Source organism: Actinoplanes awajinensis subsp. mycoplanecinus (genome assembly GCF_001509495.1).
Classification (GTDB): domain Bacteria; phylum Actinomycetota; class Actinomycetes; order Mycobacteriales; family Micromonosporaceae; genus Actinoplanes; species Actinoplanes palleronii.
The window spans coordinates 1-24,564 of record NZ_LLZH01000301.1; the positions used below are offsets into that span (position 1 = coordinate 1).

Sequence of the window (24,564 nt, forward strand, 5' to 3'; positions counted from 1 at the left end):
CGCCCCGCCCCCACCAGCAAGCCACCTGCCACCCCCGCACCACGCCGCCACCAGCAAGCCACCCGTCGCACCGCACCCCGCCGCCACGTCCGCACCGCACCTCAGCTCGCCGTAGCCGGCTGGTTCTCCGGGGTGCCTCCGGCCCTCTGAGACACCCCCGGGCGCCAGCTGCGGTCGATCGGCTGGCGCTCAGGGGTGCCTGCCGGGCGTTGAGACACCCCCGGAGAACCAGCCGAAGGTTTTACACACTCGCCGGTTGTCCACAGGGGTGCAGCGCGAATGCCGGCGCCCGGCCGACTCTGGCCGGATGCCTACCAGCCCCCGTGTTCCCGCCTCGCTGGCCCACGCGCCGTTCCGCGGTTCCACCGCGGTCGCCGAGGGCCTGCTGACCAAGACCATGTTGCGAAGCCCGGTCTGGCGACGCCTCCTGCCGGACGTCTACACCCACCATGAGCTCCCACTCGATCACCGGCTCTGGTGCACCGCGATCGGCCTGATCCTCCCGCCCGGAACGGCGATCGGCGGTCCGAGCGCGGCCCACCTGTGGGGTGCCGAACTCCTGCATCCCGACCCACCGGTGTCGGTGGTGGCGCCGAGGGACGCATGGATGAACCGGCATCCGCGGGTGTCCACCCATCACACCGTCATCGGCGAGGGTGACCTCACCGTTCTCCACGGCCTGCCGGTGACCACCCTGGAACGCACGGCGTTCGACCTGGGCCGGCGCCTGGCCCGAGTGGACTCTCTGATCCTGCTCGACGGAATGTCGGCGCTCGATGTCGGCGCCGCTGCCGAGATGGCCAGGCAGCGCTTCCGGTGGCCGGAAACGGCGCGCCTGCGGGAGGTGCTCGGGCTGGTGGACAGTCGTGCCGAGTCACCGATGGAGACGCGCCTCCGGCTGCTCATGCACGATGCCGGCGTCCCCGCGCCACATCCTCAGTTCGAGGTTCACGATCACCGGGGACGGCTGATCGGCAGAGTCGATCTGGGCTGGCCGTTCGCCCAGGTGGCCGCCGAGTACGAGGGCGATCATCACCGGGGGCGTGACCAGTTCCGCCGGGACATCGCCAGGTACAGCGCTCTGCGCGAGGCCGGCTGGACGGTCTTCCAGTTCACGGCGAACGACGTGCTCCGCCTCCCCCGCCAGACCGCGCTGAGGGTCGCCGCCGAACTGGCCCGCCGAAGCTGACCGGCTGGCCCCCAGAGGTGCCTCAACCCCGCCGAGACACCCCTGCGGCCCAGCCACGGCCCGCCGGCTGGGCCGCAGGGGTGCCACAAACCGACCGAGACACCCCCACGAACCAGCCACACCACGGAACGCCGGCTGGCCACAGGTGGGTCGAGACACCGCTGCGGGCGGGGAGGTCACGAGTGGACGGGGTGGCGGTGAGGACCGAGGGCGGGGGCGTTGTCGGGGGTGGGTAGGCTCGCGGCGGTGAGGAGCCGGTGAAGCGGGGCGTGCAGGTTTCGATCGGGCTCACCGTGCTGGCCCTGCTCGCCTGTGGTCTTCCCCTGGCCTGGCAGCAGAAGAGCGACGAGTCCTGTGACACCTCGGTCGACGGGGCCAACGAGACGGTCTACACGGCACACCGGTGGACCGAGGACCAGCTGCCCGGCATCGGCGACTATCTCGAGGTGCACTACCACGTGACGGTCCTCGGCACCCCGTGCGACCGGAACGTCCCGGGGCCGACCGACATGCGCTACGAGGGGCTGATCCGGTTGCGCCCGGCCGACGCCGACGAGCTGGCCGGCGAGTACGACTGGAAGCCGCTCCCGTCCGGTGCGACGTTCACCTTCGGCACGCCGGACGACATGTGGCCCAGGCTCGCCCCGTTCGCACCGGCCGGAACGACCTGGCTGCACAGCGAGCAGTACGCGCAGACCACGTCGACCGGCCCGCTGCCCGGCGACCTGTTCCTCAGCGCCGACCGGGCAACGGCCTATTTCCTGTTGAGCACCGGCTGAAGAAGGCTCAGACCCCGGTGATCGCCGGGTGCAGGTCCGCCGTCGGCGGCGTCCACGTCGCGGCGTCCACCTCGACCTGCTCTCCGGAGCGGATGTCTTTCACCGTGTGCGGCTCACCCGGGAACCAGACGTACGGGATCCCCCGCTTGTCGGCGAACTGGATCTGCTTGCCGAACTTGGCGGCGGTCGGCGCCACCTCGGTCGGGATGCCCCGCCGGCGCAGCGCGGAGGCGACCTGGTCGCACGCGGCCCGCTGGTCGTCGCTGGGCAGCGCGACCAGCACGCAGGTCGGCACCGAGCGGGACACGGTCAGCGCGTTCTGCCCGAAGAGCAGGCCGAGCATCCGGGATACGCCGATCGAGATGCCGACACCGGGGAAGCGGGTGTTGCCGACCGACGCGAGGTTCTCGTACCGGCCGCCGGAGCAGATCGAGCCGAACCGCTCGTAGCCCTGCAGCTGGGTCTCGTAGACCGTACCCGTGTAGTAGTCCAGGCCCCGAGCGATCTTGAGTTCCGCGCGGACCAGGCCCGGAGCGGCCTCGACGACCTGCAGCAGTTCGGCGAGTCCCTCGTCGAGCATCGGGTCGTCGACGCCGAGCGCACGCACCCGGTCGGCGAACGAGCCGTCCGTCGAGGAGATCGCGGCGAGCGCGAGGCACGCCGCGGCCTGCGCGTCGGTCGCACCGGCGGTCTCGGTCAGCAGCGCCGCGACCTTGTCCGGCCCGATCTTGTCGAGCTTGTCGACGGTGCGGAGCACCTGCGCGGTGTCCTCGAGCCCGAGGCCGCGGTAGAAGCCCTCGCACACCTTGCGGTTGTTGACCAGGATGGTCGCGGCGGGGATCGGCAGCGAGCGGAACACGTCGCCGATGACCAGCGGCATCTCGGTGTCGAAGTGGAACGGCAGGGTGTCCCGGTTGACCACGTCGATGTCGGCCTGGAGGAACTCGCGGTAGCGGCCCTCCTGCGGGCGCTCGCCGCGCCACACCTTCTGGATCTGGTAGCGCCGGAACGGGAACTGCAGCTTGCCGTGGTTCTCCGTGACGAACCGCGCGAACGGCACGGTCAGATCGAAGTGCAGCCCAAGTTGATCATCGCTCTTCGGTGCGGCGTCACCCGAATCCTGCAACCGGCGCAGCAGATAGACCTCTTTGGACGTCTCGCCCTTGGACAACAGGGTGTCCAGCGGCTCGACCGCGCGGGTCTCCAGCGGGGCGAACCCGTACAGCTCGAAGGTGGAACGGATCTTGTCCAGCACGTACTGCTCGATCATGCGCTGGGACGGCAGCCACTCAGGGAAGCCGGAAATAGGCACTGTGTCTCCTGAAGACGATCAGAGGAAGCGGCCGGGCGCGGCGATCAGTTCCCGCAGGTACGGGTTCGACGCGCGCTCACGGCCGATGGTGGTGGCCGGTCCGTGGCCGGGCAGCACGACGGTGTCGTCGGCCAGCGGCAGGACCTTGTCCCGCAGGCTGGCCATCATCGTCGGGGTGCTGCCACCCGGCAGGTCGGTGCGTCCGATCGAGCCCGCGAAGAGCACGTCCCCGGAGAGACAGAGCTCCTCCGCGTCCCAGGAGGAGTTCGCTCCGGGCAGGCGGAACATCACCGACCCGCCGGTATGGCCGGGCGTGTGGTCGACGGTGATCTCCAGACCGGCGAGGCTGAGCACCATGCCGTCGGCGAGCGTGGCGACGTCCTCCGGCTCCGAGTACGGCAGCCGGCCGCCGAACAGCGCGTTCAGGTCCATGCTCAGGCCCTTGGCCGGGTCGGCGAGCATCTCCAGGTCGGCCGGGTGCACGTACGCGGTGATGCCGCGTGCCCCGCAGACCGGCGTGACCGAGAACGTGTGGTCCAGGTGGCCGTGCGTCAGCAGCACCGCGGCCGGCGAGAGCCGGTGCTGCGCCAGCACCTCGTCGAGCTGGTCCAGCACGCCGATACCCGGGTCCACGACCAGACACTGCTCACCCGGGCCGGCGGCCACCACATAGCAGTTGGTGCCGAAGGCCTCGGCCGGAAAGCTGGTGACGAGCACGAGCGCTTCCTCCCAGCGAACTTTGATGAAACCCAGCGAACCTTGAAACCCAGCGAACCTTGATGAAAACGGGTGCGAATCGTAACGAGCCTAGCGGGGAAGCCGCACACCACTTTCTCAGGAGGTACCCGTACACTCTTGCGGGCGTGTGGCGTGCCGCACCCCTTGACATGTATAGGGAAGGACAGCGTTAGTGGCTCCCAGCAAGGACCGGCAGCGCAAGCTCGCGCGCGCGAAATTCGATCGCCAATCGGCACGCCGGGCTGTGCGGGAGCGGCGTCGCCGCCGGATCCTCGCCGGCGTCGGCACTGGCCTGGCCGTTCTGCTCATCGCGGTCGGTGGCGCGTGGATCGGTGGCGCTTTCGACAGCGACGAGAAGACCACCACCGAGGCCGCGGACATCTGCCTCTGGTCCCCCTTGACCAAGGATGACAACCCCGACAAGACGGACGTGGGTACACCGCCCACCAAGGACTTGCCGGAGACCGGCACCGAGACGCTGACGATCGCCACCAACCAGGGTGACCCGATCACGGCGAGCCTGGATGTCGCGAGCGCCCCGTGCGGCGCCGCCAGCCTCAGCTACCTCGCCGGCAAGAAGTTCTACGACGGCACCGACTGCCACGAGATCCTGGACATCGGTGCGGTGCACTGTGGCGACCCGTCCGGCACCAACAACGGCGGCCCGCTCTACAGCTTCTACGACGAGAACACGCCGGTGCAGCCGGAGCCTGCGGCGAGCGCCAGCGCCCCGGCCAAGGCCCCCGTGCTCTACCCCAAGGGCACCGTGACGCTGATCGGCAACCCGGCCGCCAGCAACGGCAGCCAGTTCCTCATCTTCTTCAAGGATTACGCGCCGACCACCGACGCGTCGTATTCCATCGTGGGCAAGGTCACCGGTGGGCTGGACACGCTGGCGAAGATCGGCAAGATCACGACGGTGACCGATGACGCAGGCGACAAGGTCAAACCCAAGGAGAAGATCACCATCAAGACCCTGACCGTCGGCGCGGATGCCGCCTCCACGGCCGCTCCCTCGGCGAGCGTGCAGTCGTGAGTTCGGAAGAGACCAGCAGGAGGAACGACGTGTCGACGATCAAGGACCGGCAGCGTGCGGCAGCACGGGCCCGGCTCGAGAAGGAGATGGCCGAGCGCGCCGCTTCGGCCCGTGGCCGGCGTCGCAAGCAGGCGATCATCGGGTCGGCTCTCGCCGTCGTGGTGATCGCCGGCGCGGCTGTGTGGATCGTCAGTGCCCTGAAGAAGGACGACAAGAAGACGTCCTCCGGGAGCGCCACCGTCGCAGCCGGTTCGGTCGCCTGCACCTGGACGCCGGTCGACACGGCCACGGCCGAGGCCAGCGGCGGCAAGGTCAAGGATGTCGGCACTCCGCCGGCCACCGTGCCGAACACCGGCACCAGCCTGCTGACCTTCGACACCAACCTCGGTGCGATCGAGGCGACCATCGACCTGACGAAGGCGCCTTGCACCGGCGCCAGCTTCAAGTACCTCGCGTCGAAGAACTTCCTCGACAACACCAAGTGCCACCGCCTGGTGAACGAGGACAGCTTCAAGGTCCTGCAGTGCGGCGACCCGTTCGCCACCGGCAAGGGCTACCGTGACACCGACGGCACCGGCGGCCCGAGCTACACCATGGCCGAGGAGAACCTGCCGACCGACACGACCAACCCGTACCCCGCGGGTTCGATCGCGATGGCCAACACCGGTAACCCGGGTTCCACCGGCAGCCAGTTCTTCATCTGCTCGGAGAACACCACGCTGGGTGCGAACTACACGCTGCTCGGCACCATCACCAAGGGCCTCGACCTGGTGAAGTCGGTGGTCAAGGCCGGCGACGACGGCGCGTTCGCGTCGCAGGCCGGCGGCGGTCACCCGAAGAAGGAACTCGACATCAAGACCATGAAGGTCTCCTGACCCCAGGTCTGCGAAAAAGGGCGGCCCCCGCGGGGGTCGCCCTTTTTGCGATCAACGACATTTTTCCGGTACGACGGAAGCTCAGGCCCCGGACGTCACCCGGTACGCGTCGAACACCCCGTCGACCTTCCGCACCGCCGCCACCAGGTGGCCCAGGTGTTTCGGGTCGGCCATCTCGAAGGTGAACCGGCTGACCGCCACCCGATCACGCGTCGTGGTGACCGTGGCGGACAGGATGTTCACCCGCTCCTCGGAGAGCACCCGGGTCACGTCGGCCAGCAGCTTGTGCCGGTCGAGCGCCTCCACCTGGATGGCGACCAGGAACGTCGACGCGGACGTCGGCTTCCAGCTCACCTCGACCACGCGTTCCGCCTGATCGCGCAGGTCCTGCGAGTTGGCGCAGTCCTCCCGGTGCACGCTGACCCCGCCGGAGCGGGTGACAAAACCGAACACCGCGTCGCCGGGCACCGGGGTGCAGCAGCGGGCCAGTTTCACCCAGACGTCCGAGACGCCCTTCACCACCACACCCGGGTCCTGCGCGGTGGCGCGGTTGCGCGGCGGACGGGTCGCGACGGCGGTCTCCGCGATGTCCTCGACCGCGCCCTCCTCGCCACCGAAGCCGGCCACCAGTTTGGTGACCACCGAGTGGGCCGAGACGGTACTCTCGCCGACCGCCGCATAGAGCGAGGCGACGTCGGGCAGGTGCAGGTCACGCGCGATGGTATTGAGGTTGTCGCTGGTCAGCATGCGTTGCAGGGGCAGGCCCTGCTTGCGCATCGCCTTGACGATCGAGTCCTTGCCGACCTCGATCGCTTCCTCGCGGCGCTCCTTGTTGAAGAACTGGCGGATCTTCGTGCGGGCCCGGGGGCTCTTCACGAAGCCGAGCCAGTCCTGCGTCGGGCCGGCCGTGCTGGACTTGGACGTGAAGATCTCGATCACGTCGCCGTTGGAGAGCGTCGACTCCAGCGGCACCAGCTTGCCGTTGACCCGCGCGCCGATGCACTTGTGCCCGACCTCGGTGTGCACGGCGTAGGCGAAGTCGACCGGCGTCGAACCGGTCGGCAGCGGGATCACGTCGCCCTTCGGCGTGAAGACGTAGACCTCCTGGCTGGAGAGGTCGAAGCGCAACGCGTCCAGGAACTCGGACGGGTCGCTCGCCTCCCGCTGCCAGTCGAGCAGCTGCCGAAGCCAGGTCATCTCGTCGATGTGCGCCGGCGGGCCGACGATCGTCGCGCCCTTCTGCTCCTTGTACTTCCAGTGCGCGGCGATGCCGAACTCGGCGGTCCGGTGCATCGCGAACGTCCGGATCTGCATCTCGACCGGCTTGCCGGTCGGGCCGATCACCGTCGTGTGCAACGACTGGTACATGTTGAACTTCGGCATCGCGATGTAGTCCTTGAACCGGCCCGGCACCGGCTGCCAGTTCGCGTGGATCACACCCAGCGCGGCGTAGCAGTCCCGGACCGTGTCGACCAGGATGCGCACGCCGACCAGGTCGTAGATGTCGTTGAAGTCCCGGCCCCGGACGATCATCTTCTGATAGATCGAGTACAGGTGCTTGGGACGGCCGGTGGTCTCGGCCTTGATCTTCGCCGACTTGAGGTCGAGGCTGACCCGGTTGGTCACCTGGCGCAACAGCGCCTCGCGCTGCGGCTGGTGCTCCCCGATCAGGCGGTTGATCTCCTCGAACCGCTTCGGGAAGAGCGTGCCGAAGGCCAGGTCCTCCAGCTCCCACTTGATCGTGTTCATACCCAGCCGGTGGGCCAGCGGGGCCAGGATCTCCAGCGTCTCCTTCGCCTTCTGCTCCTGCTTGGGGCGGGGCAGGAAGGTCAGGGTCCGCATGTTGTGCAGCCGGTCGGCCAGCTTGATCACCAGGACCCGCGGGTCCTTGGCCATCGCGACGACCATCTTGCGGATCGTCTCGGCTTTCGCCGCGTCGCCGAGTTTCACCCGGTCGAGCTTGGTGACGCCGTCGACCAGCAGCGCCACCTCGGCGCCGAAGTCGGTACGCATCTGCTCGAGGCCGTAGTCGGTGTCCTCGATCGTGTCGTGCAGCAGCGCGGCCACCAGCGTCGTGGTGTCCATGCCGAGGTTGGCCAGGATGGTCGCGACCGCGAGCGGGTGCGTGATGTACGGATCGCCGGATTTCCGGTACTGACCGGAGTGCCAGCGGGCCGCGACGTCGAACGCCTTCTGCAGCTGGCGCACGTCACCCTTGGGGTGACTCGCCCGGTGCGTGGCGATCAGCGGCTCGAGCACCTCACTGATCTGGGTGTTCTGCCACGGCGCGTTGAACCGGGCCAGACGGGCCCGGACCCGCCGCCCGGTGGGCGCGCTGGCGAATCCGAAACCGACCGTCTCACCGGTCGGTGTGAGTGGCTGAGCAAGCTCGACTTCACCGGCGGGCGCCGCGGAGCGGGGACCCACCGCGGGTGTCACCCCGTCGGCAGTGGCCTTCTCGTCCGCGCGAGCCTCGTCGCCGGGCGTGGAGTCACCCGAGCCGGTCCGCGAGTTCTGGGTCGGTTGCACCGTGCCCTCCGCCGGAGGGACGACGTCGCTGGACACCGGCCTCCCTCTCACCTTCGCGATTACCTCGCCGGAGCGTGCAGCCCGCCGAAGCCGATTTCTCCCAGGGGTGCCCCTCTGGAACGCCCATCCTACCCGCACCGCGATGGCGATTGGCCCGGCCGAACCTCTGATTCGGCCGGGACCAGCCGGGCGACGGACATCGAAGTCGGATCAAACGGTCAGCAGGGCGTGCACCGTACGCGGGCTCAGCTTCTCCCGGCCGGGCAGGAAACCCAGCTCCAGCAGCACCGAGAAGCCGCTGACCGTGCCACCGGCCCGCTCCACCAGATCCATCGCGGCGGCCGCGGTGCCACCGGTGGCGAGCACGTCGTCGACCACCAGGACCCGCTGTCCGGCGATGAACGCGTCCTCGTGCACCTCGATGGTGGCCTCGCCGTATTCCAGCGCGTACGAGGCGGACAGGACCTTGCGCGGCAGCTTGCCGGCCTTGCGGATCGGCACCACCCCGGCACCGGTGGCGTACGCGATCGCGGCCGCCACCACGAACCCGCGCGCCTCGACGCCGGCTACCACGTCGAACGAGCCGGCGCCGTGGTGCGCGACGATCCCGTCGATCACCTGACGGAACACCGCGCCGTCGGCGAACAGCGGCATCAGGTCCTTGAACACCACACCCGGCTGGGGGAAGTCCGGCACGTCGACGCTGGCGCCCGCGACCAGGGCGGCCAGCTCGGCACCGCTGTCACCGGTCACTGAAGGATTCTCGCTAGTCACCGCGACAGCCTAATGACAGCGGAACGGCCCGCCACCGCAGGTGCGGTGACGGGCCGTCCAGAAGTGCCGTGCCAGGTCAGCGCTTGCCGCCCGGCCGGTTGTTGTTGGTGCCCCGGCGGGTCGCCGGACGGGCGCCCGGGCGGGGGGCGGAGCCACCCGCCATGACCGGCTGCACGTCCGCGTCGGTGGCGTTGGCCGGCCGGCCACGGTCGCCGCGGGCCACGTCGTCGGAGCGGTTCGCGCGGCGGGTCAGCACCCGGGCGTTGTGCGCCTTGATCTTCGGGTCCTGGTCCTTCAGCGCGCTCAGCACCGGCGCCGCGAACAGGATCGAGGAGATGACCCCGAAGCCCATGCCGACGAAGAGCACCAGGCCCAGGTCCTTCAGGGTGCCCGCGCCGAGCAGGCCGGCACCGATGAAGAGCAGGCCACCGACCGGCAGCAGCGCCACCAGACCGGTGTTCAGCGACCGCATCAGCGTCTGGTTGACCGCCAGGTTGGTCGCCTCGGAGTACGTCCGGGTGCTGCCCGCGGTGATCCCGCGGGTGTTCTCCTGCACCTTGTCGAACACCACCACCACGTCGTACAGCGAATAACCCAGAATCGTCAGGAAGCCGATCACCGTGGACGGCGTCACCTCGAAGCCGACGATCGAGTACACGCCCGCGGTGAGCACCAGGTCGAGGATGAGCGAGGCCAGCGCGGCCACCGCCATCCGCCACTCGAACCGGACGATCAGGTACCCGACCACCAGCACCAGGAACACGATCAGGCCGATGAGCGCCTGCTTCGTGACCGCGCCACCCCAGGCCGCCGAGACCTGGCTGTCCGAGACCTCCTCGGCCTTCACCCCGAGGTCCGCGACCAGCGCGGTCTTGGCCTGCTCGACCTCGGCCGCGGAGAGCGCCGAGGCGCGCACCGTGTAGCTGGCCTTGGCGCCGTCGCCGACCTGCTGCGCGTTGAGCACGGCGGCCTCGGGGTTGGCCGCGACCACGGCCTTCTCCACCGCGTCGTGGACCCGGTCCTGGGTCAGCGTCTTGCCGTCGGCGGAGGCCGGGACGCTGAACGAGGTGCCACCGGCGAACTCGATGCCGAGCTCGAAGCCACGGATCACGAAGCTGCCGATCGCGACGAGGATCAGCGCCGCCGCGACCGTGAACCACATCTTCCGGCGGCCGACGATGTTGATGTTCGCTTCGCCCTGGTAGAGGCGATTCGCGAGACCGGAACCGGCCATGTCAGGCCTCCTTCACACGCGAGGAGCCGGGCTCCTCGGTCGGGGTGCGGCGCAGGACGCGGCCGAGACCACTGACCCGCGGCGACATGAACGCCTTGGTGCTGGCGAACATGGTCATGATCGGGTGCCGGAAGAGGAACACCACGAGAAGGTCCAGCACGGTGGAGAGACCCATCGCGAACGCGAAGCCCTGCACCGCGCCGATCGACACCACGTACAACACCACCGCACACATGATGGTGATGGTGTTCGCCGAGATGATCGTCCGGCGGGCCCGGTGCCACGCCCGCGGCACCGCGCTGCGAGGTGACCGGCCCTCGTGGATCTCGTCCTTCAATCGTTCGAAATAGATCACGAACGAGTCGGCCGCGACGCCTAGTGACACGATGAAGCCGGCGATACCGGCCAGCGTCAGCGTGTAGCCCATGGTACGGCCGAGGAAGACCAGCGCGCCGAAGGTGAGCAGGCCGGAGAGCAGCAGGCTCAGGAAGATGACCGAGCCGAGCAGCCGGTAGTAGAAGAACGCGTACACCGCCACCAGGGCCATGCCGATCGCGGCGGCGATCAGGCCGGCCTCGAGCTGCTGGATGCCCAGCGTCGCGGAGACGGTCTGCATCGGGCCGGCCGTGAAGGTGACCGGGATGGCGCCGAACTTCAGCTGGTCGGCGAGCTGCTTGGAGGTGACCCCGTCGAAGCTGCCGGTGATCTGCGAGGAGCCGGTCAGCACGCCCTGGATCTGCGGCGCGGACAGGATCTCCTTGTCCAGCACGACGGCGACGGCGCAGTGCTCGGTGTCCGTGCCGTAGAGGCTCTGCACCGCGGTGAAGCAGGGGTCGGCCGAGGTCGCGTTGAACGCCACCCGGGTCAGGTCGGCCCACTTCTTCTGGCCGTCGCTCTTGAAGTTGAGCGAGACGACCCACTGGCCGGTCTGCGAGTCGAGCTGCGGGCTCGCGCTGTCGATGTCGTTACCGGTGACCTTGGCCTGGTCGAGCATGACCTTGGCCTGGCCCTCGTAGCACGCCACCACCGGCGAGTCCGGGTCGTCGATCGAGCCGTTCGGCCGCTTGTTCAGCTGGTCGCAGCCGATCGTCGGGACGTTGAACTGCATCGCCGGGCTGAGCGCGGCGATCTCGACCGGGGTCAGCTGGGCGAACGGCTTGTAGACCAGGCCGGCCTTCGGGTCGGTGGACAGGTCCACCGGCGCCTTCAGCGCCTCGGCCTGCGCCCAGAGCTTGGCGCCGACCTTCTGCTCGATCGCCTTGCGCTGCGCCTGCACGTTCGCCGCGACCGGAGCCGGGGTGGACGACGCGGTCGGCGTGGCCACCGGGGCCTCGGCCGTCGCGGACGGCGCCGCGGACGGGGCCGACGGGGTGGCGCTCGGCACTGCCTCGCCGCCGCCCTGGCCACCGGTGCCGGACGACACGCTGGGCTTGACCGCCGGCGCGCTGCCGCTGGTCTTCGGGGTGGCCGTGCCGCTCGGCTTCACCGAGCCGGACGGTGCCGGGGCACCGGACGCGCTCGGGCTCGACGCCGCCGGGTTCAGCGCCGCCGCGGACACGTCCATGGTCGTGCCGGTGAGCAGCCGGAACCGCATGTTGGCGGCCTGCGCGAGGTCCTTGAGCTGGTCGTCGGCCTTGCCCGCCAGGGAGACCACGATGGTGTTGTTGCCCTGGATGACCACCTCGGCCTCGGAGACGCCGAGGGCGTTCACCCGATTCGAGATGATCGTCCGGGCCTGCTCCATCGCTTCCTTGGTCGGTGTCCCGCCGGCCTGCGTCGCGATGTACGTCGCCTGCGTGCCGCCGACCAGGTCGAGACCCAGTTTCGGCTTGAGGCGGTTGGTGAAGCTGCCACTGGCGTCACCAGCGAAGAAGACCATGAGATACAGGACGACGAAGATCAAGCCGAGCACGCCGAGTTGGCGTCCAGGATGCATCTGTCCCTGTGGTGGTCGTGCCACGGCGTTAGGTCTCCCTGTGTTCCGGCCGCGCGATCCGCGCGGCACTGTCGATCGATGGCCGGCCGTCGACGGTCGAAACGGCGGCCGGGACGGACCGGACCCGCCGGCTGGGAGGCCGCGGGCCGGTCCGGAAGAACGTCCTGTCAGTCCTTCTTACGGACGTCGACGACCGGGTTCACCGGCTCCTCGACGGAAGGCTCGGCGACCACCGGCTCCTCGGCCTCCGACTCGTCGGTGACCGACTCCTCGGCGACCGGCTCGTCGGCGCGGGTGAGCACCCGCGCGATCGCCGGGCGAGCGAACCGGACCTGAACGTCCGGCGCGATCTCCAGGGTCACCACGTCGTCCGCCACACCGACCACGGTGCCGTGCAGGCCGCCGATGGTGACGATCTCGTCGCCGGGTCCGATCTTGTTCTGCATCTCCATCGCTTCACGCCGCTTCTTCTGCTGCGGCCGGATCATCAGGAAATACATCACGCCGATGATCAGAATGAAGGGCAGGAACAGGCCAAGGGGATTCCCGCTGGCGGACTCGGCCAGGTACAGGGGCACGACAAACAGCCTTCCGTAGGCCTCCGGCACCGCTGTAGAGGCGGTCCGAGGCGTCAAAACATCCGGGTTGAAGCGGAGGCGAGTCTAATCGGTCAACCTGGAGACTACGAATGCGGCACACGTCACGTTCACATCACGAGGGATATTTATGTATCTCGTGCGAACAGGTCACCCTGAAAGACCCCGGACCTGCCGTCTTGCGGCGGAGTGTGACCCAGGTGCGCCCAGCCCGCCTCGGTGGCCACCCGGCCGCGCGGGGTACGCGCCAGCAGACCGGCCCGGACCAGGAACGGCTCACACACCTCCTCCACCGTGTCGGACTGCTCACCGACCGCCACGGCCAGGGTGGAGAGCCCGACCGGCCCGCCCTTGAACGACTCGATCAGCGCGCGCAGCACCGCGCGGTCGAGACGGTCCAGTCCGAGCGCGTCCACGTCGTACACCTTGAGGGCGGCCCGGGCCACCGCCTCGGTGACGATGCCGTCGGCCCGGACCTCGGCGAAGTCACGGACCCGGCGCAGCAGCCGGTTCGCGATACGCGGGGTGCCCCGGGAGCGCCCGGCGATCTCGGCCGCGCCGTCCGCGGTGATCGGCACCCCGAGGATCCGGGCCGAGCGGTGCAGCAGCGAGTCGAGGTCGGCGGGTGAGTAGAAGTCGAGGTGCGCGACAAAACCGAACCGGTCGCGCATCGGCCCGCTCAGCAGACCCGCCCGGGTGGTCGCGCCGACCAGGGTGAACGGCTCCACGTCCAGCGGGATCGCGGTGGCGCCGGGACCCTTGCCCACCACCACGTCGACCCGGAAGTCCTCCATGGCGCTGTAGAGCAGCTCCTCGGCCGGCTTGGCGATCCGGTGGATCTCGTCGATGAACAGCACGTCGCCCGGCGCCAGGCCGGTCAGGATCGCGGCCAGGTCGCCGGACCGCTCGATCACCGGGCCGCTGGTGGTCCGGATCCCGGCGCCCAGCTCGGCCGCCACGATGTTGGCCAGCGTGGTCTTGCCCAGCCCGGGCGGGCCGGACAGCAGGATGTGGTCGGGCGGGGTGCCCCGGCCCATCGCGCCCTTGAGCAGCAGTTCCAGCTGGTCACGGACCCGGTGCTGCGCGATGAAGTCGGCAAGCCGTTTCGGCCGGACGCTCGCCTCGGCGTCCAGCTCCTCGTCGCCGGCCAGCGCGGAGACCAGGTCGGGGTCGTCGTCGCCGAACTCCTCGGTCATCGAGTCTTCCCGAGCAGCCGGATCGCCTGGCGGAGCAGGATCGGCACCGACGGGACCTCACCGTCGATGGTCTCGGAGACCGCGGCCACCGCCTGGTCGGCCTGGGCGGCGGACCAGCCGAGCGCGAGCACGCCCTGCCGGACCTGCTCCTGCCAGGCCCCGGCGAGCACGCCGGCCGACCCGCCGTCGAGCAGGCCGATCGGGCCGATCTTGTCCTTGAGCTCGACGACCAGCTTCTCGGCGCCGCGCTTGCCGATGCCCGGCACCTTGGTCAGGGCGGCCAGGTCGCCGCCGGCGATCGCCCGCCGGACCGCGTCCGGCTGGTGCACCGCGAGGACCGCCTGCGCGGTCCGCGGGCCCACCCCGTTCGCCGTCAGCAGCAGGTCGAACAGTTGCCGCTCGTCCTCGTCGGCGAAGCCGAACAGGGTGAGCGAGTCCTCGCGGACGATCAGCGTGGTGGCGAACCGGGCCTCGGCGCCGGTGCGCAGCCCGGCGAGCGTGTTCGGCGTGCAGAACACCCGCATGCCGACACCGCCCACCTCGACCACGGCGCTGTCATGAAGGATCGCGGCGACCACGCCGCGCACGCTGGCGATCATCGAGTGCTCCTGCGGGCGGCGGCGAGCGCCGCGGCTTGGATCTTCGCGCGGGTTCCGCCGCGCCAGATGTGGCAGATGGCCAGCGCGAGGGCGTCCGCCGCGTCGGCCGGTTTGGGCGGGGCGTCGAGCTGCAGCAGGCGGGTCACCATCGCGGTCACCTGGGCCTTGCCCGCGGTGCCGGAGCCGGTCACGGCCGCCTTCACCTCGCTCGGCGTATACATCTCGACGGGCAGCCCGGCCCGGGCGCCGGCCAGCACGGCGACGCCGCTGGCCTGCGCGGTGCCGATCACCGTCTGCACGTTGTGCTGGGCGAACACCCGCTCCACGGCGACCGCGTCGGGCTTGTGTTCGGCCAACAGATCGGTCAACCCACGATCCAGATGCAGCAGCCGCTGCGCGATGTCGGCATCGGTGTCGGTGCGAACCACGAAGTACCCGATCAACTTACCGGGACGACCGGGCACTCCCTCGACCACACCGACGCCGCACCGGGTGAGACCCGGGTCGATGCCGAGCACGCGCACCGCGGCCCTCCCCTCACGTACGTGTGTTCGACACCCTAGTACCCCGCCCTCTTGCGCCCGCCGCCGACACGCCTCGACGATGGGGTGGGAGGTAGCCGTGTACCTCATACCGCCGATGGAGGACGATCCACCGCCAGAGTTCGTCGATGTGATCGCGGCACACGAGCGTGAGCTGCGGTATGAGGCCGTGCGCCTGGTCGGCGGCGATCCGGTGGGCCAGGAGATCTATCAGGACCTGCTGGTCGACCTGGCCGCCCACTGGCGCCGGCTGTGCTGGTGGGGCCGCCTCACCCACTCCGACGCACCCGGGCTCTACCTGCGCAGACGCCTGCTGAAACGGACCGCGGCCTGGCGCGACGACCAGATCTACCAGGTCGAGGTCCGCGTGCTGCGCACCCCGGGAGGATCGCCGGTCCCGGTGAGCGGTCCGGCCGCCAGCATCGCTCTGCGCAAGGCCGCAGTCATCGAGGGTACGGCCAGAGCGGGCCTGCGCACTCTCGCCGACGCCGGAGTCGCCTGGATGCACGCCTGGCGCCAGTCCCAGAACCGCCGCGTCGCCCGCCTCATCATCGGCAGCGTCATCCTGATCACGACGATGGTCCAGTACATGTCCTGGCTAGCCGGCCCCGGCCTCTAACCAGTAGCCCGCGAATGCGGACGGGCCGGTTCCCGCGCATTCATTCGGCCAGAGGCGAAAGCACCTGTCGAATGCGCGGGAACCGGCCCGTCCGGCCGCTGATTACGCGTCGATGAGTGCCATTACCTCGTCGGAGATGTCGAAGTTGGCGTAGACGTTCTGGACGTCGTCGCAGTCGTCGAGCGCGTCGATCAGCTTGAACGTCTTGCGCGCCGGTTCCTCGTCCAGCTCCACCGTCATGGTGGGTACCAGCGGGGACTCGGCCGAGTCGTACTCGATGCCGGCGGCCTGCAGGGCGTTGCGGACCGCGATCAGGTCGGTCGGCTCGCTGACCACCTCGAACGAGTCGCCCAGGTCGTTGATCTCCTCGGCGCCGGCCTCCAGGACGGCGAGCATCACGTCGTCCTCGCTCAGCTCGGCCTTCGGGATGATCACCTGGCCCTTGCGGTTGAACAGGTACGACACCGAACCGGCGTCGGCGAACGTGCCGCCGTTGCGGGTCAGCGCGGTGCGCACCTCGGTGGCCGCGCGGTTGCGGTTGTCGGTGAGGCACTCGATCAGCAGGGCCACGCCGTTCGGACCGTACCCCTCATACATGATCGTCTGCCAGTCGGCGCCGCCGCCTTCCAGGCCGGAACCACGCTTGACCGCGTTGTTGATGTTGTCGTTGGGGACCGAGCTCTTCTTCGCCTTCTGGATGGCGTCGTAGAGCGTGGGGTTACCGGACGGGTCGCCGCCGCCGGTCCGGGCCGCGACCTCGATGTTCTTGATGAGCTTGGCGAACATCTTGCCGCGCTTGGCGTCGACGACCGCCTTCTTGTGCTTGGTCGTCGCCCATTTGGAGTGGCCGGACATGCGTAACCTCCGTGTCTACCGTGCGGGTGCGGCCTGGCGGACCATCTCGACGAAGTACCGGTGGACGCGAAGGTCGCCGGTCAGCTCCGGGTGGAAAGCCGTGGCGAGCAGGTTGCCCTGCCGAACGGCGACAATCCTACCGGCGGTGTCACCACTATCAACGCGCCCCAGCACCCGCACGTCGGGTCCGACCTGTTCGACCCACGGCGCGCGGATGAAGACAGCGTGGAAATCGCCGCCGGCGATGCCCTCGATCTCCACGTCCGCCTCGAACGAGGCGATCTGCCGGCCGAACGCGTTGCGCCGGACGGTCATCTCGATCCCCTGGAAGGACTCCTGGTCGGGCCGGCCGTCCAGGACCGTGGTGGCCAGCATGATCATGCCGGCGCAGGAGCCGTAGACCGGCATGCCGTCCGCGATCCGCTTCCGGATCGGGTCGAGCAGGCCGAAACTGATCGCCAGGTTGCTCATCGTGGTGGACTCACCGCCGGGGATCACCAGCGCGTCGACGTCGGCGAGTTCCTCGGGCCGGCGGATGGGCCGCGCCAGCACGTCCGACTCGGCCAGGGCGGACAGGTGTTCGCGCACGTCGCCCTGCAGGGCCAGCACTCCGATGTTCACGCCGACAACTCTAAAACGCCCCGCGCGACCCCCGCGCACCGTGGTCTCCCCCACCAGCCGGGGCCGGTGGGGTTGGCGGCTAATGCAGGCCACTCTGGGGTCGATTGGCTATCGAGGGGTCCGGTAACAGCTTCGTAGGATCGCCCTAACAACCCCGCACGAGGAGTCGTATGTCTGAGAACCAGCCCGCCGTCGGGACCGCTCGCGTCAAGCGCGGCATGGCGGAGATGCTCAAGGGCGGCGTGATCATGGACGTCGTCAACTCCGAGCAGGCGAAGATCGCTGAGGACGCCGGCGCGGTGGCCGTGATGGCGCTGGAGCGGGTGCCGGCTGACATCCGGGCCCAGGGCGGCGTGTCGCGGATGTCGGACCCCGACATGATCGACGCCATCATCAACACCGTGTCGATCCCGGTGATGGCCAAGGCCCGGATCGGGCACTTCGTCGAGGCGCAGGTGCTGCAGTCGCTCGGCGTCGACTACATCGACGAGTCCGAGGTGCTGACACCGGCCGACTTCGCCAACCACATCGACAAGTGGCAGTTCACCACGCCGTTCGTGTGTGGCGCGACGAACCTGGGTGAGGCGCTGCGCCGGATCACCGAGGGCGCCGCGATGATCCGTTCGAAGGGCGAGGCCGGCACCGGCGACGTCTCGAACGCGACCACCCACATGCGCAAGATCCGCGCGGAGATCCGCCGGTTGCAGACCCTGCCGGAGGACGAGCTGTACGTCGCCGCGAAGGAGCTGCAGGCGCCGTACGAGCTGGTCAAGGAGGTCGCCGAGGCGGGCAAGCTGCCGGTCGTGCTGTTCACCGCGGGTGGCATCGCCACGCCGGCCGACGCGGCCATGATGATGCAGCTCGGCGCCGAGGGCGTGTTCGTCGGCTCGGGCATCTTCAAGTCCGGCAACCCGGCACAGCGCGCCGAGGCGATCGTCAAGGCGACCACGTTCCACGACGACCCGGACGTGATCGCCAAGGTGTCGCGCGGGCTGGGCGAGGCCATGGTCGGGATCAACGTCGAGGAGATCCCGCAGCCGCACCGGCTCGCCGAGCGTGGCTGGTAGTCATCTCGTGGAAAAGGGCCGCCCGGCTGGGCGGCCCTTTTCCGTCAAAGGACGGGGAGCGGGGTCTCCGGAGGAACGGCCGGGACCGGGACCGGCATCGGCAGGGCCGGCATGATCGGCTCGACGATGTCGAAGTACCGCGGCATCGGGTAGCGCCCGGGCAGCCGCAGCACCCGCACCAGTTTGCGGCGCCGCGCGGTGAGCGCGTCCCGGACCAGGTCGGTGTGCACCTGCCGGGCCAGCACCACCCGCCGGCTGCTGCCGATCAGGGTGCGTGCCGCCGGGTCGGCCGGGTTCAGCACGATCCCGTGCAGCTGCCGGGTCAGGTCGTTCTCGGCGGACTCCCGCTCGTCCGGCTCGGCGTCCAAGGCCAGCCGCGCGGCGGCGTACAGCTCGATCGCGTCGCTCTGCTCGGCGACCACCGCGGCGGCCGCGGCGCGGCGCAGCAGGTGGGCGTCGAGGGCGCGTTCCGCCGACTGGGCGCGGGCGTGCACCCGCTCGACCCGCTGGGCGGTCCAACCGAGGTACGCCGAGAAGATCGCGGCCAGCACGACGGCACCCACCACCCACCACATGCGGGGCATCGTAGTGCCGGAATGTGTCCGACCGTTACCTGCCCCGGACGGATCAGGCCCCGTTGTCGTCGAAAACGCGCCCGTCGGTGGCCTCGATCGCCGTGGTGTAGACCTCGAGCACCCGGGCGGCCACACTCGGCCAGTCGAACGCTCCGACCGTCTGCCGGGCGCAGGAGGCCAGGTCAGCCCGTCGGGCGGGGTTGTCGAGGAGGTCGCCGAGCAGCTCGGTGAGCGCTGTCGCGTCGCCGTTCGGGAAGAGCGCGCCGGCCCGGCCACCGTCCAATACCCGACGGAACGCGTCGAGGTCGCTGGCCGCGATCGCCGCGCCGGCCGCCATCGCCTCGGTGAGGATCATGCCGAAGCTCTCGCCGCCGGTGTTCGGCGCCACGTAGACGTCGACGCTGCGCAGCATCCGGGCCTTGTCCGGCTCGCTGACCAGCCCGAGGAACTCGACCCGGGAGTGGAACTCGGCCGGGATGTCCTCGAAGAGCTCGTCCCGGTCGCCGGGGCCGGCCACCAGCAGACGCAGGCCGGGTCGCTTGGCGGCCAGCGCGACGAACGCCGTACGAAGCAGCGGGAACCCCTTGCGAGGCTCGGTGAAACGGCCGAGGAAACCGATCGCACCGCCCTCCCCGGGCCAGCCCGGCAGAGCGGGCGCGGTGGCGAACTTGCGCACCGCGACCCCGTTGGGGATCTCCACGGCGCCGCCACCGAGGTGCTCCACCTGCACCTTGCGGGCCAGTTCGCTGACCGCGATCCGTGCGGTGATCTTCTCCATCACCGGCTGCAGGAAGTTCTGCGCGACGGCGAGGGCCCGGGAGCGGGTCATCGCGGTGTGGAAGGTGGCCACCACCGGGCCGCGCGCGGAGAGCACCGCGAGCAGCGACAGGCTGGGCGTGAGCGGCTCGTGCACGTGCAGCACGTCGAACTCGCCGCGGGCCAGCCAGCGGCGCACCCGGGCGGTGGAGACCGGCCCGAAGGCGATCCGGGCGACCGACCCGTTGTACGGCAGCGGCAGCGCCCGCCCGGCCGGCACCAGGTAGTCCGGCAGCTCGGCGTCCTCGTCGGCGGGCGCCAGCACGCTGACGTGGTTACCGGAATCGATCAGCGCCTCGGCCAGGTCCATGATGTGGTTCTGCACACCGCCGGGGACGTCGAACGAGTAGGGCGAGACGATCCCGATCCGCACGGCCGACCTCCTAGATCCAGAGCTTCTGGAGCATGTGCCAGTCCTGCGGGTGCTCGGCGATGCCGAGGGCGAACGCGTCGGCCATCAGCTGGGTGGTGCGCTTGACACGCTCGTCGAGCGGACCGTCCTCCGGTGGGGTGATCTTCCGGAGCCGGGCCTCGACCCGGTGCTCCGAATACCACATGTCGACGGTGAACATCGGCGCTCCGGTGCGCAGCGCGAGGATCGCCGGACCGGCCGGCATCCGGGTGCGCCCGCCGAAGAACTGCACCTCGACGCCGTTGCGGGACAGGTCCCGGTCGGCCAGCAGCGGCACCACCCAGCCCTGCTTCAGGTGGTCGCCGAGCTCGTCGAGCGGCGAGCGCTCACCGCCGGTCAACGGCAGCACCCGCATGCCCAGGCTCTCCCGGTACTCCAGGAACTGCTTGTAGAGCGACTCCGGTTTGAGCCGCTCGGCGACCGTGATCATGGGCCAGTCGTGGGAGACCACCCAGGCCGCGGCCGCGTCCCAGTTCGCAACGTGCGGCAACGCCAGGATCAGCCCGTTGCCCTCGGCGATCAACTTCTTCATTTCTTCGTACGAGTCGGTCTGCATGAAGAACCCGGCGGCGTTCTGCGCCCGGGACTGCGACGGCAGGCGGAACGCCTCCATCCAGTACCGGGCGTACGACCGGAGGCCGTCCCGGACCAGCGTGTCCGGCATGTCCGGGCCGGCCACCTGCTGCAGGTTGCGGCGCAGACGCTGGGTGCCGGGGCCACCGCCCCGGTAGGCCCGGTCGGCGGCCGCGGTGAACAGCTTGCGGGCGACCGGCAGCGGCAGGGCGCGCACCACCCGCCACCCGGCCGTGTAACCGAGAGCGATCAGGCGGTCCTTCATGCGGCGGGCTCGGTCCGCGCCGAGTGGACCAGCCGCTGGAACACCGTGATCAGGGAGAGCGCGGCGAGCACCCACAGCGCGGCGGGCAGGCCCCACTCCAGGCCGGCCGCGCCGAGCAGGCCGCCGACACCCACGATGAGCAGGCGTTCCAGGCGCTCGGCGATGCCCACGTCGGCGTTCAGGCCGAGGCTCTGCGCCCGGGCCTTGACGTACGACACGACCTGACCGGCGACCAGGCTGATCAGGGCGGCGACCAGGCCACCGTACGGATTGCCCTGCCCGGCCAGGTAGTACGCGACGGCACCGAAGACCGCGCCGTCGGCGAGCCGGTCCATCGACGAGTCGAGGAGCGCGCCGAACTTCCCGGTTCCGCCTCGCATCCGGGCCATCGTGCCGTCGAGCGCATCGGTGAGGGCACAGGCGGTTACGATCACGGTGCCGGCCAGGAGATGCCCTTGCGCACCGAAATAGGAACCGATGAGCACACCGACGGTGCCCGCGATTGTGACGGCGTTGGGTGTGACGCCGATTCTGAGCAGGAAACGTGCGACCGGGTTGACGCCGTACGAGACGACGGCACGGGCCGTTACTTGAACGATCTTTGCCATGGCCGTCCCACCATAACGGCGCGGGCCTGGTGGCGGTACGGCTCGCCCCCCGGTTAGCCGGATCGTCACCATCCGGCACGATCTGGTGTCCGCCGGTCCTTGCGGCCGGGGACGGCCCGGGTGTCGAATTTTATCCACAGCCGCGTCACCCCACGGATACATCAAGCGGATACGACAGGAGCGCTCGGCATGGCGCAGAAGACTTCGGAGAAGGGACTCGCCGGCGCCGTCGCGCCGGTGGTGACAGAGCCCGGCAGAGTTCGCAACGTGGTGCTGGTGGGTCACTCCGGCGCCGGGAAGACGACCCTGGTGGAGGCGCTGCTCGCCGCCACCGGCACGATCCCGCGCACCGGCAGCGTGACGGAGGGCACCACGGTCACCGATCACGACCCGGCCGCGGTCCGGCAGCAACGCTCGGTGGCGCTGGCCTGCGCCCCGCTCGTGCACCGGGACGTGAAGATCAACCTATTGGACGCGCCGGGGTACGCCGACTTCGTCGGTGAGCTGCGGGCCGGGCTGCGCGCGGCGGACGCGGCGCTGTTCGTGGTCTCGGCGGTGGACGGTGTCGACGAGTCGACCGTCACCCTCTGGGAGGAATGTGCCGCGGTCGGCATGCCGCGCGCCGTCGCGATCACCCGGCTGGACCACCCGCGCGCCGACTACGAGGCGGCGCTGCAGGACTGCCAGGAGGCGTTCGGCGAGAATGTGCTGCCGACCTACCAGCCGATGCTCGGCGACGACGGCCAGTCGGTCGTCGGCCTGATCGGCCTGGTAACGCTGCGGGTGCTCGACTACTCGCAGGGGTACCCGCCGCGGATCGGCGAGGCCGAGCCGGAGCACCTGAACCCGATCGCCGACGACCGCAACACGCTCATCGAGGGGATCATCGCGGAGAGCGAGGACGAGACCCTGATGGACCGGTACATCGCCGGTGAGCTGATCGACACCGCGGCGCTGCTGCCCGACCTGCACCAGGCGGTCGCCCAGGGCAACTTCCACCCGGTCATCCCGGTCTGCGCGGGCACCGGCGTCGGGCTGGACGCGCTGCTCGACGGCCTGGTCGACGCCGCGCCGTCGCCGCTGGAGCACGACCTGCCGGTGGTCACCGGCGTGGACGGCTCGCCGCGCTCCCCGCTGACCTGCGACCCGGACGGCCCGCTGGTGGCCGAGGTGGTACGCACCACGATCGACCGGCACGTCGGCCGGGTCTCGCTGGTCCGGGTCTTCTCCGGCACGCTGCGCCCCGACCAGGTGCTGCACGTCTCCGGGCACGGCCTGACCGGGCGCGGGCACCCGGACCACGACGCCGACGAGCGGGTCGCGCACGTCTACGCCCCGCTGGGCGCGCAGCTGCGCGAGGTGCCGTACGCGATCGCCGGCGACCTCTGCGCGATCACCAAGTCGGGCAGCGCCGAGACCGGTGACACGCTCTCCGGCAAGGACGACCCGATGCTGATGACGCCGTGGTCGATGCCCGAGCCGCTGCTGCCGATCGCGGTGGTCGCCAAGACCCGCTCGGACGAGGACTCGCTGGCCAAGAACCTGGCCCGGCTGGTGGCCGGCGACCCGACGCTGCGCCTGGAACGCAACCCGGAGACCCACCAGCAGGTGCTCTGGACGATGGGCGAGTCGCACGCCGACGTGGTGCTGGAACGGCTCCGGGCCGGCGGTGTCGAGCTGGACACCGAGCCGGTGAAGGTGGCGCTGCGGGAGACGTTCGGCGGCCCGGCCAAGGGGCACGGCCGGCACGTCAAGCAGTCCGGTGGCCACGGCCAGTACGCGGTCTGCGACATCGAGGTGGAGCCGCTCCCCCGCGGCGCCGGCTTCGAGTTCGTCGACCGGGTGGTCGGCGGCGCGGTGCCGCACAACTACATCCCGTCGGTGGAGAAGGGGGTCCGCGCCCAGCTGGAGAAGGGCATCGTCGCCGGATACCCGGTGGTCGACCTGCGGGTCACCCTCTTCGACGGCAAGTCGCACAGCGTGGACTCCTCGGACGCGGCGTTCCAGACCGCCGGGGCGCTGGCCCTGCGCGAGGCCGCCGCGGCCGGCCAGGTGACGCTGCTGGAGCCGGTGGACGAGGTGCTGGTGCGGGTGCCGGACACCTACGTCGGCGCGGTGATGAGCGATCTCTCCGGCCGCCGTGGCCGGCCACTGGGCACGGACACCGAGGACGACGGCGGGCACAGCCTGGTCCGGGCCGAGGTCCCGGCGGCGGAGCTCGTCCGGTACGCGGTGGAGCTGCGCGCGCTGTCCTCCGGGTCGGGCACGTTCTCCCGGTCGTACGTCCGGCACGAGCCGATGCCCCCGCACCTGGCCGACGTGGTCACCAAGGAGCACGCCCGGTAGGGAACCGCCGCGGTCAGGGAGCCGGCCACGCCTTCGCCAGCATCAGCCGGGTGTCGGCGAGCAGCTGCGGCAGGATCTTGGTCTGACCGATCACCGGCATGAAGTTGGCGTCGCCGCCCCACCTCGGCACCACGTGCTGGTGCAGGTGGGCGGCGATCCCGGCGCCGGCCACCGAGCCCTGGTTCATACCCAGGTTGAAGCCGTGCGGGCGGCTCACCGTCCGGATCACCCGCATCGCCGTGCGGGTGAACGCGGCCACCTCGGCCGTCTCGGCGTCGGTGAGGTCGGTGTAGTCCGCCACGTGCCGGTACGGGCAGACCATCAGGTGACCGGGGTTGTACGGGTACAGGTTCAGCACCGCGAAGACCAGCTCACCGCGCGCCACCACCAGGGTGTCCGGCTCGGGCACCGCCGGCGCAAGGCAGAACGGGCAGCCCGCCGGCTTCTGTTCGCCGGTGACGTACGCCATCCG

24 protein-coding genes are annotated in these 24,564 nt (G+C 70.0%); 7 read left to right on the forward strand and 17 right to left on the reverse strand.

Annotated features, from left to right (window positions below):
* Nucleotides 1-307 precede the first annotated feature (307 nt).
* Both ADL15_RS36125 and ADL15_RS36130 read left to right on the forward strand, forming a co-directional pair.
* A complete protein-coding gene (locus ADL15_RS36125; RefSeq protein ID WP_067700884.1) occupies nt 308-1,189 on the forward strand; it encodes an endonuclease domain-containing protein in 882 nt (293 codons plus the stop codon).
* A 269-nt stretch (nt 1,190-1,458) separates the two neighbouring features.
* Nucleotides 1,459-1,968 (forward strand): hypothetical protein, encoded by a 510-nt coding sequence (locus ADL15_RS36130; protein ID WP_157441816.1) that lies wholly within the window; start codon nt 1,459-1,461, stop codon nt 1,966-1,968.
* A gap of 7 nt (nt 1,969-1,975) precedes the next feature.
* On the opposite strand, the gene hisS is transcribed toward ADL15_RS36130, so the two are convergent.
* Together hisS and ADL15_RS36140 are read right to left on the reverse strand one after the other, a co-directional pair.
* Nucleotides 1,976-3,280, reverse strand: a complete 1,305-nt coding sequence (hisS, locus tag ADL15_RS36135; protein WP_083972213.1) for a histidine--tRNA ligase — start codon at nt 3,278-3,280, stop codon at nt 1,976-1,978.
* Between the two features lie 18 nt (nt 3,281-3,298).
* Nucleotides 3,299-3,997: an MBL fold metallo-hydrolase gene (locus ADL15_RS36140; protein WP_067700893.1), complete on the reverse strand. Its 699-nt coding sequence runs from the start codon at nt 3,995-3,997 to the stop codon at nt 3,299-3,301.
* 193 nt (nt 3,998-4,190) lie between these two features.
* Between ADL15_RS36140 and ADL15_RS36145 the strand changes: the two genes are divergently transcribed.
* Complete coding sequence (locus ADL15_RS36145) at nt 4,191-5,054, forward strand: peptidylprolyl isomerase (protein WP_067700896.1); 864 nt, start codon at nt 4,191-4,193, stop codon at nt 5,052-5,054.
* 29 nt (nt 5,055-5,083) lie between these two features.
* Nucleotides 5,084-5,929 (forward strand): peptidylprolyl isomerase, encoded by an 846-nt coding sequence (locus ADL15_RS36150; protein ID WP_067700899.1) that lies wholly within the window; start codon nt 5,084-5,086, stop codon nt 5,927-5,929.
* Nucleotides 5,930-6,010: 81 nt separating this feature from the next.
* Here the strand turns inward: ADL15_RS36150 and ADL15_RS36155 are convergent, their stop codons facing one another.
* The 8 genes from ADL15_RS36155 to ruvC form a co-directional block, all read right to left on the reverse strand.
* On the reverse strand, nt 6,011-8,494 hold the full coding sequence (locus ADL15_RS36155; protein WP_067700902.1) for a RelA/SpoT family protein: 2,484 nt from the start codon (nt 8,492-8,494) through the stop codon (nt 6,011-6,013).
* A 174-nt stretch (nt 8,495-8,668) separates the two neighbouring features.
* Complete coding sequence (locus ADL15_RS36160; RefSeq protein WP_232344761.1) at nt 8,669-9,211, reverse strand: adenine phosphoribosyltransferase; 543 nt, start codon at nt 9,209-9,211, stop codon at nt 8,669-8,671.
* Nucleotides 9,212-9,308: 97 nt separating this feature from the next.
* Nucleotides 9,309-10,466, reverse strand: coding sequence for a protein translocase subunit SecF (secF, locus tag ADL15_RS36165; protein WP_067700907.1), 1,158 nt, complete (start codon nt 10,464-10,466; stop codon nt 9,309-9,311).
* 1 nt (nt 10,467) lies between these two features.
* Nucleotides 10,468-12,402, reverse strand: a complete 1,935-nt coding sequence (gene secD / locus ADL15_RS36170) for a protein translocase subunit SecD (RefSeq protein ID WP_067700910.1) — start codon at nt 12,400-12,402, stop codon at nt 10,468-10,470.
* A gap of 167 nt (nt 12,403-12,569) precedes the next feature.
* Nucleotides 12,570-12,980 carry a preprotein translocase subunit YajC gene (gene yajC / locus ADL15_RS36175; protein WP_373873005.1) on the reverse strand — a complete coding sequence of 137 codons (411 nt, stop codon included), beginning with the start codon at nt 12,978-12,980 and terminating at the stop codon, nt 12,570-12,572.
* 146 nt (nt 12,981-13,126) lie between these two features.
* Nucleotides 13,127-14,194: a Holliday junction branch migration DNA helicase RuvB gene (gene ruvB, locus ADL15_RS36180; protein WP_067700913.1), complete on the reverse strand. Its 1,068-nt coding sequence runs from the start codon at nt 14,192-14,194 to the stop codon at nt 13,127-13,129.
* Nucleotides 14,191-14,793, reverse strand: coding sequence for a Holliday junction branch migration protein RuvA (ruvA, locus tag ADL15_RS36185; protein ID WP_067700916.1), 603 nt, complete (start codon nt 14,791-14,793; stop codon nt 14,191-14,193). The genes ruvB and ruvA overlap by 4 nt, the downstream gene beginning before the upstream one ends.
* Nucleotides 14,790-15,317, reverse strand: a complete 528-nt coding sequence (ruvC, locus tag ADL15_RS36190; RefSeq protein WP_067700919.1) for a crossover junction endodeoxyribonuclease RuvC — start codon at nt 15,315-15,317, stop codon at nt 14,790-14,792. Before ruvC ends, ruvA begins: the two co-directional genes overlap by 4 nt.
* Nucleotides 15,318-15,432: 115 nt before the next feature.
* Between ruvC and ADL15_RS36195 the strand changes: the two genes are divergently transcribed.
* Nucleotides 15,433-15,954 (forward strand): hypothetical protein, encoded by a 522-nt coding sequence (locus ADL15_RS36195; protein ID WP_067700922.1) that lies wholly within the window; start codon nt 15,433-15,435, stop codon nt 15,952-15,954.
* 102 nt (nt 15,955-16,056) lie between these two features.
* Here the strand turns inward: ADL15_RS36195 and ADL15_RS36200 are convergent, their stop codons facing one another.
* The gene (locus ADL15_RS36200) at nt 16,057-16,809 is read right to left on the reverse strand and encodes a YebC/PmpR family DNA-binding transcriptional regulator (RefSeq protein ID WP_067700925.1); all 753 of its coding nucleotides are present in this window, start codon (nt 16,807-16,809) and stop codon (nt 16,057-16,059) included.
* Between the two features lie 15 nt (nt 16,810-16,824).
* On the reverse strand, nt 16,825-17,430 hold the full coding sequence (gene pdxT / locus ADL15_RS36205; protein ID WP_083972215.1) for a pyridoxal 5'-phosphate synthase glutaminase subunit PdxT: 606 nt from the start codon (nt 17,428-17,430) through the stop codon (nt 16,825-16,827).
* A 170-nt stretch (nt 17,431-17,600) separates the two neighbouring features.
* On the opposite strand from pdxT, the gene pdxS reads away from it, so the two are divergent.
* Nucleotides 17,601-18,497, forward strand: a complete 897-nt coding sequence (gene pdxS, locus ADL15_RS36210) for a pyridoxal 5'-phosphate synthase lyase subunit PdxS (RefSeq protein ID WP_067700931.1) — start codon at nt 17,601-17,603, stop codon at nt 18,495-18,497.
* A 44-nt stretch (nt 18,498-18,541) separates the two neighbouring features.
* Here pdxS and ADL15_RS36215 read toward each other — a convergent pair whose 3' ends face one another.
* Genes ADL15_RS36215 through pgsA form a run of 4 tightly spaced genes read right to left on the reverse strand, consistent with a single transcriptional unit; the run spans nt 18,542 to nt 21,746 of the window.
* Complete coding sequence (locus tag ADL15_RS36215) at nt 18,542-19,081, reverse strand: hypothetical protein (protein ID WP_083972216.1); 540 nt, start codon at nt 19,079-19,081, stop codon at nt 18,542-18,544.
* 43 nt (nt 19,082-19,124) lie between these two features.
* A complete protein-coding gene (locus ADL15_RS36220; RefSeq protein WP_067700937.1) occupies nt 19,125-20,261 on the reverse strand; it encodes a glycosyltransferase family 4 protein in 1,137 nt (378 codons plus the stop codon).
* A 10-nt stretch (nt 20,262-20,271) separates the two neighbouring features.
* The gene (locus tag ADL15_RS36225) at nt 20,272-21,138 is read right to left on the reverse strand and encodes a phosphatidylinositol mannoside acyltransferase (protein ID WP_067700939.1); all 867 of its coding nucleotides are present in this window, start codon (nt 21,136-21,138) and stop codon (nt 20,272-20,274) included.
* Nucleotides 21,135-21,746: a phosphatidylinositol phosphate synthase gene (gene pgsA / locus ADL15_RS36230; protein ID WP_067700941.1), complete on the reverse strand. Its 612-nt coding sequence runs from the start codon at nt 21,744-21,746 to the stop codon at nt 21,135-21,137. The genes ADL15_RS36225 and pgsA overlap by 4 nt, the downstream gene beginning before the upstream one ends.
* Nucleotides 21,747-21,935: 189 nt before the next feature.
* Here pgsA and ADL15_RS36235 point away from each other — a divergent pair, with 189 nt between their 5' ends.
* Nucleotides 21,936-24,092, forward strand: coding sequence for an elongation factor G-like protein EF-G2 (locus ADL15_RS36235; RefSeq protein WP_067700944.1), 2,157 nt, complete (start codon nt 21,936-21,938; stop codon nt 24,090-24,092).
* 13 nt (nt 24,093-24,105) lie between these two features.
* Here ADL15_RS36235 and ADL15_RS36240 read toward each other — a convergent pair whose 3' ends face one another.
* The gene (locus tag ADL15_RS36240; protein ID WP_083972220.1) at nt 24,106-24,561 is read right to left on the reverse strand and encodes an HIT family protein; all 456 of its coding nucleotides are present in this window, start codon (nt 24,559-24,561) and stop codon (nt 24,106-24,108) included.
* Between the last annotated feature and the right edge of the window lie 3 nt (nt 24,562-24,564).

What these genes read in the sequence shown, in the direction of transcription:
- ADL15_RS36125 (WP_067700884.1), top strand. Translation starts at nt 308, where the DNA reads ATGCCTACCAGCCCCCGTGTTCCCGCCTCGCTGGCCCACGCGCCGTTC.
- secF (WP_067700907.1), bottom strand. Translation starts at nt 10,466, where the DNA reads ATGGCCGGTTCCGGTCTCGCGAATCGCCTCTACCAGGGCGAAGCGAAC.
- secD (WP_067700910.1), bottom strand. Translation starts at nt 12,402, where the DNA reads ATGCATCCTGGACGCCAACTCGGCGTGCTCGGCTTGATCTTCGTCGTC.
- ruvB (WP_067700913.1), bottom strand. Translation starts at nt 14,194, where the DNA reads ATGACCGAGGAGTTCGGCGACGACGACCCCGACCTGGTCTCCGCGCTG.
- ruvA (WP_067700916.1), bottom strand. Translation starts at nt 14,793, where the DNA reads ATGATCGCCAGCGTGCGCGGCGTGGTCGCCGCGATCCTTCATGACAGC.
- ADL15_RS36195 (WP_067700922.1), top strand. Translation starts at nt 15,433, where the DNA reads ATGGAGGACGATCCACCGCCAGAGTTCGTCGATGTGATCGCGGCACAC.
- ADL15_RS36200 (WP_067700925.1), bottom strand. Translation starts at nt 16,809, where the DNA reads ATGTCCGGCCACTCCAAATGGGCGACGACCAAGCACAAGAAGGCGGTC.
- pdxS (WP_067700931.1), top strand. Translation starts at nt 17,601, where the DNA reads ATGTCTGAGAACCAGCCCGCCGTCGGGACCGCTCGCGTCAAGCGCGGC.
- ADL15_RS36215 (WP_083972216.1), bottom strand. Translation starts at nt 19,081, where the DNA reads ATGCCCCGCATGTGGTGGGTGGTGGGTGCCGTCGTGCTGGCCGCGATC.
- ADL15_RS36225 (WP_067700939.1), bottom strand. Translation starts at nt 21,138, where the DNA reads ATGAAGGACCGCCTGATCGCTCTCGGTTACACGGCCGGGTGGCGGGTG.
- pgsA (WP_067700941.1), bottom strand. Translation starts at nt 21,746, where the DNA reads ATGGCAAAGATCGTTCAAGTAACGGCCCGTGCCGTCGTCTCGTACGGC.
- ADL15_RS36235 (WP_067700944.1), top strand. Translation starts at nt 21,936, where the DNA reads ATGGCGCAGAAGACTTCGGAGAAGGGACTCGCCGGCGCCGTCGCGCCG.
- ADL15_RS36240 (WP_083972220.1), bottom strand. Translation starts at nt 24,561, where the DNA reads ATGGCGTACGTCACCGGCGAACAGAAGCCGGCGGGCTGCCCGTTCTGC.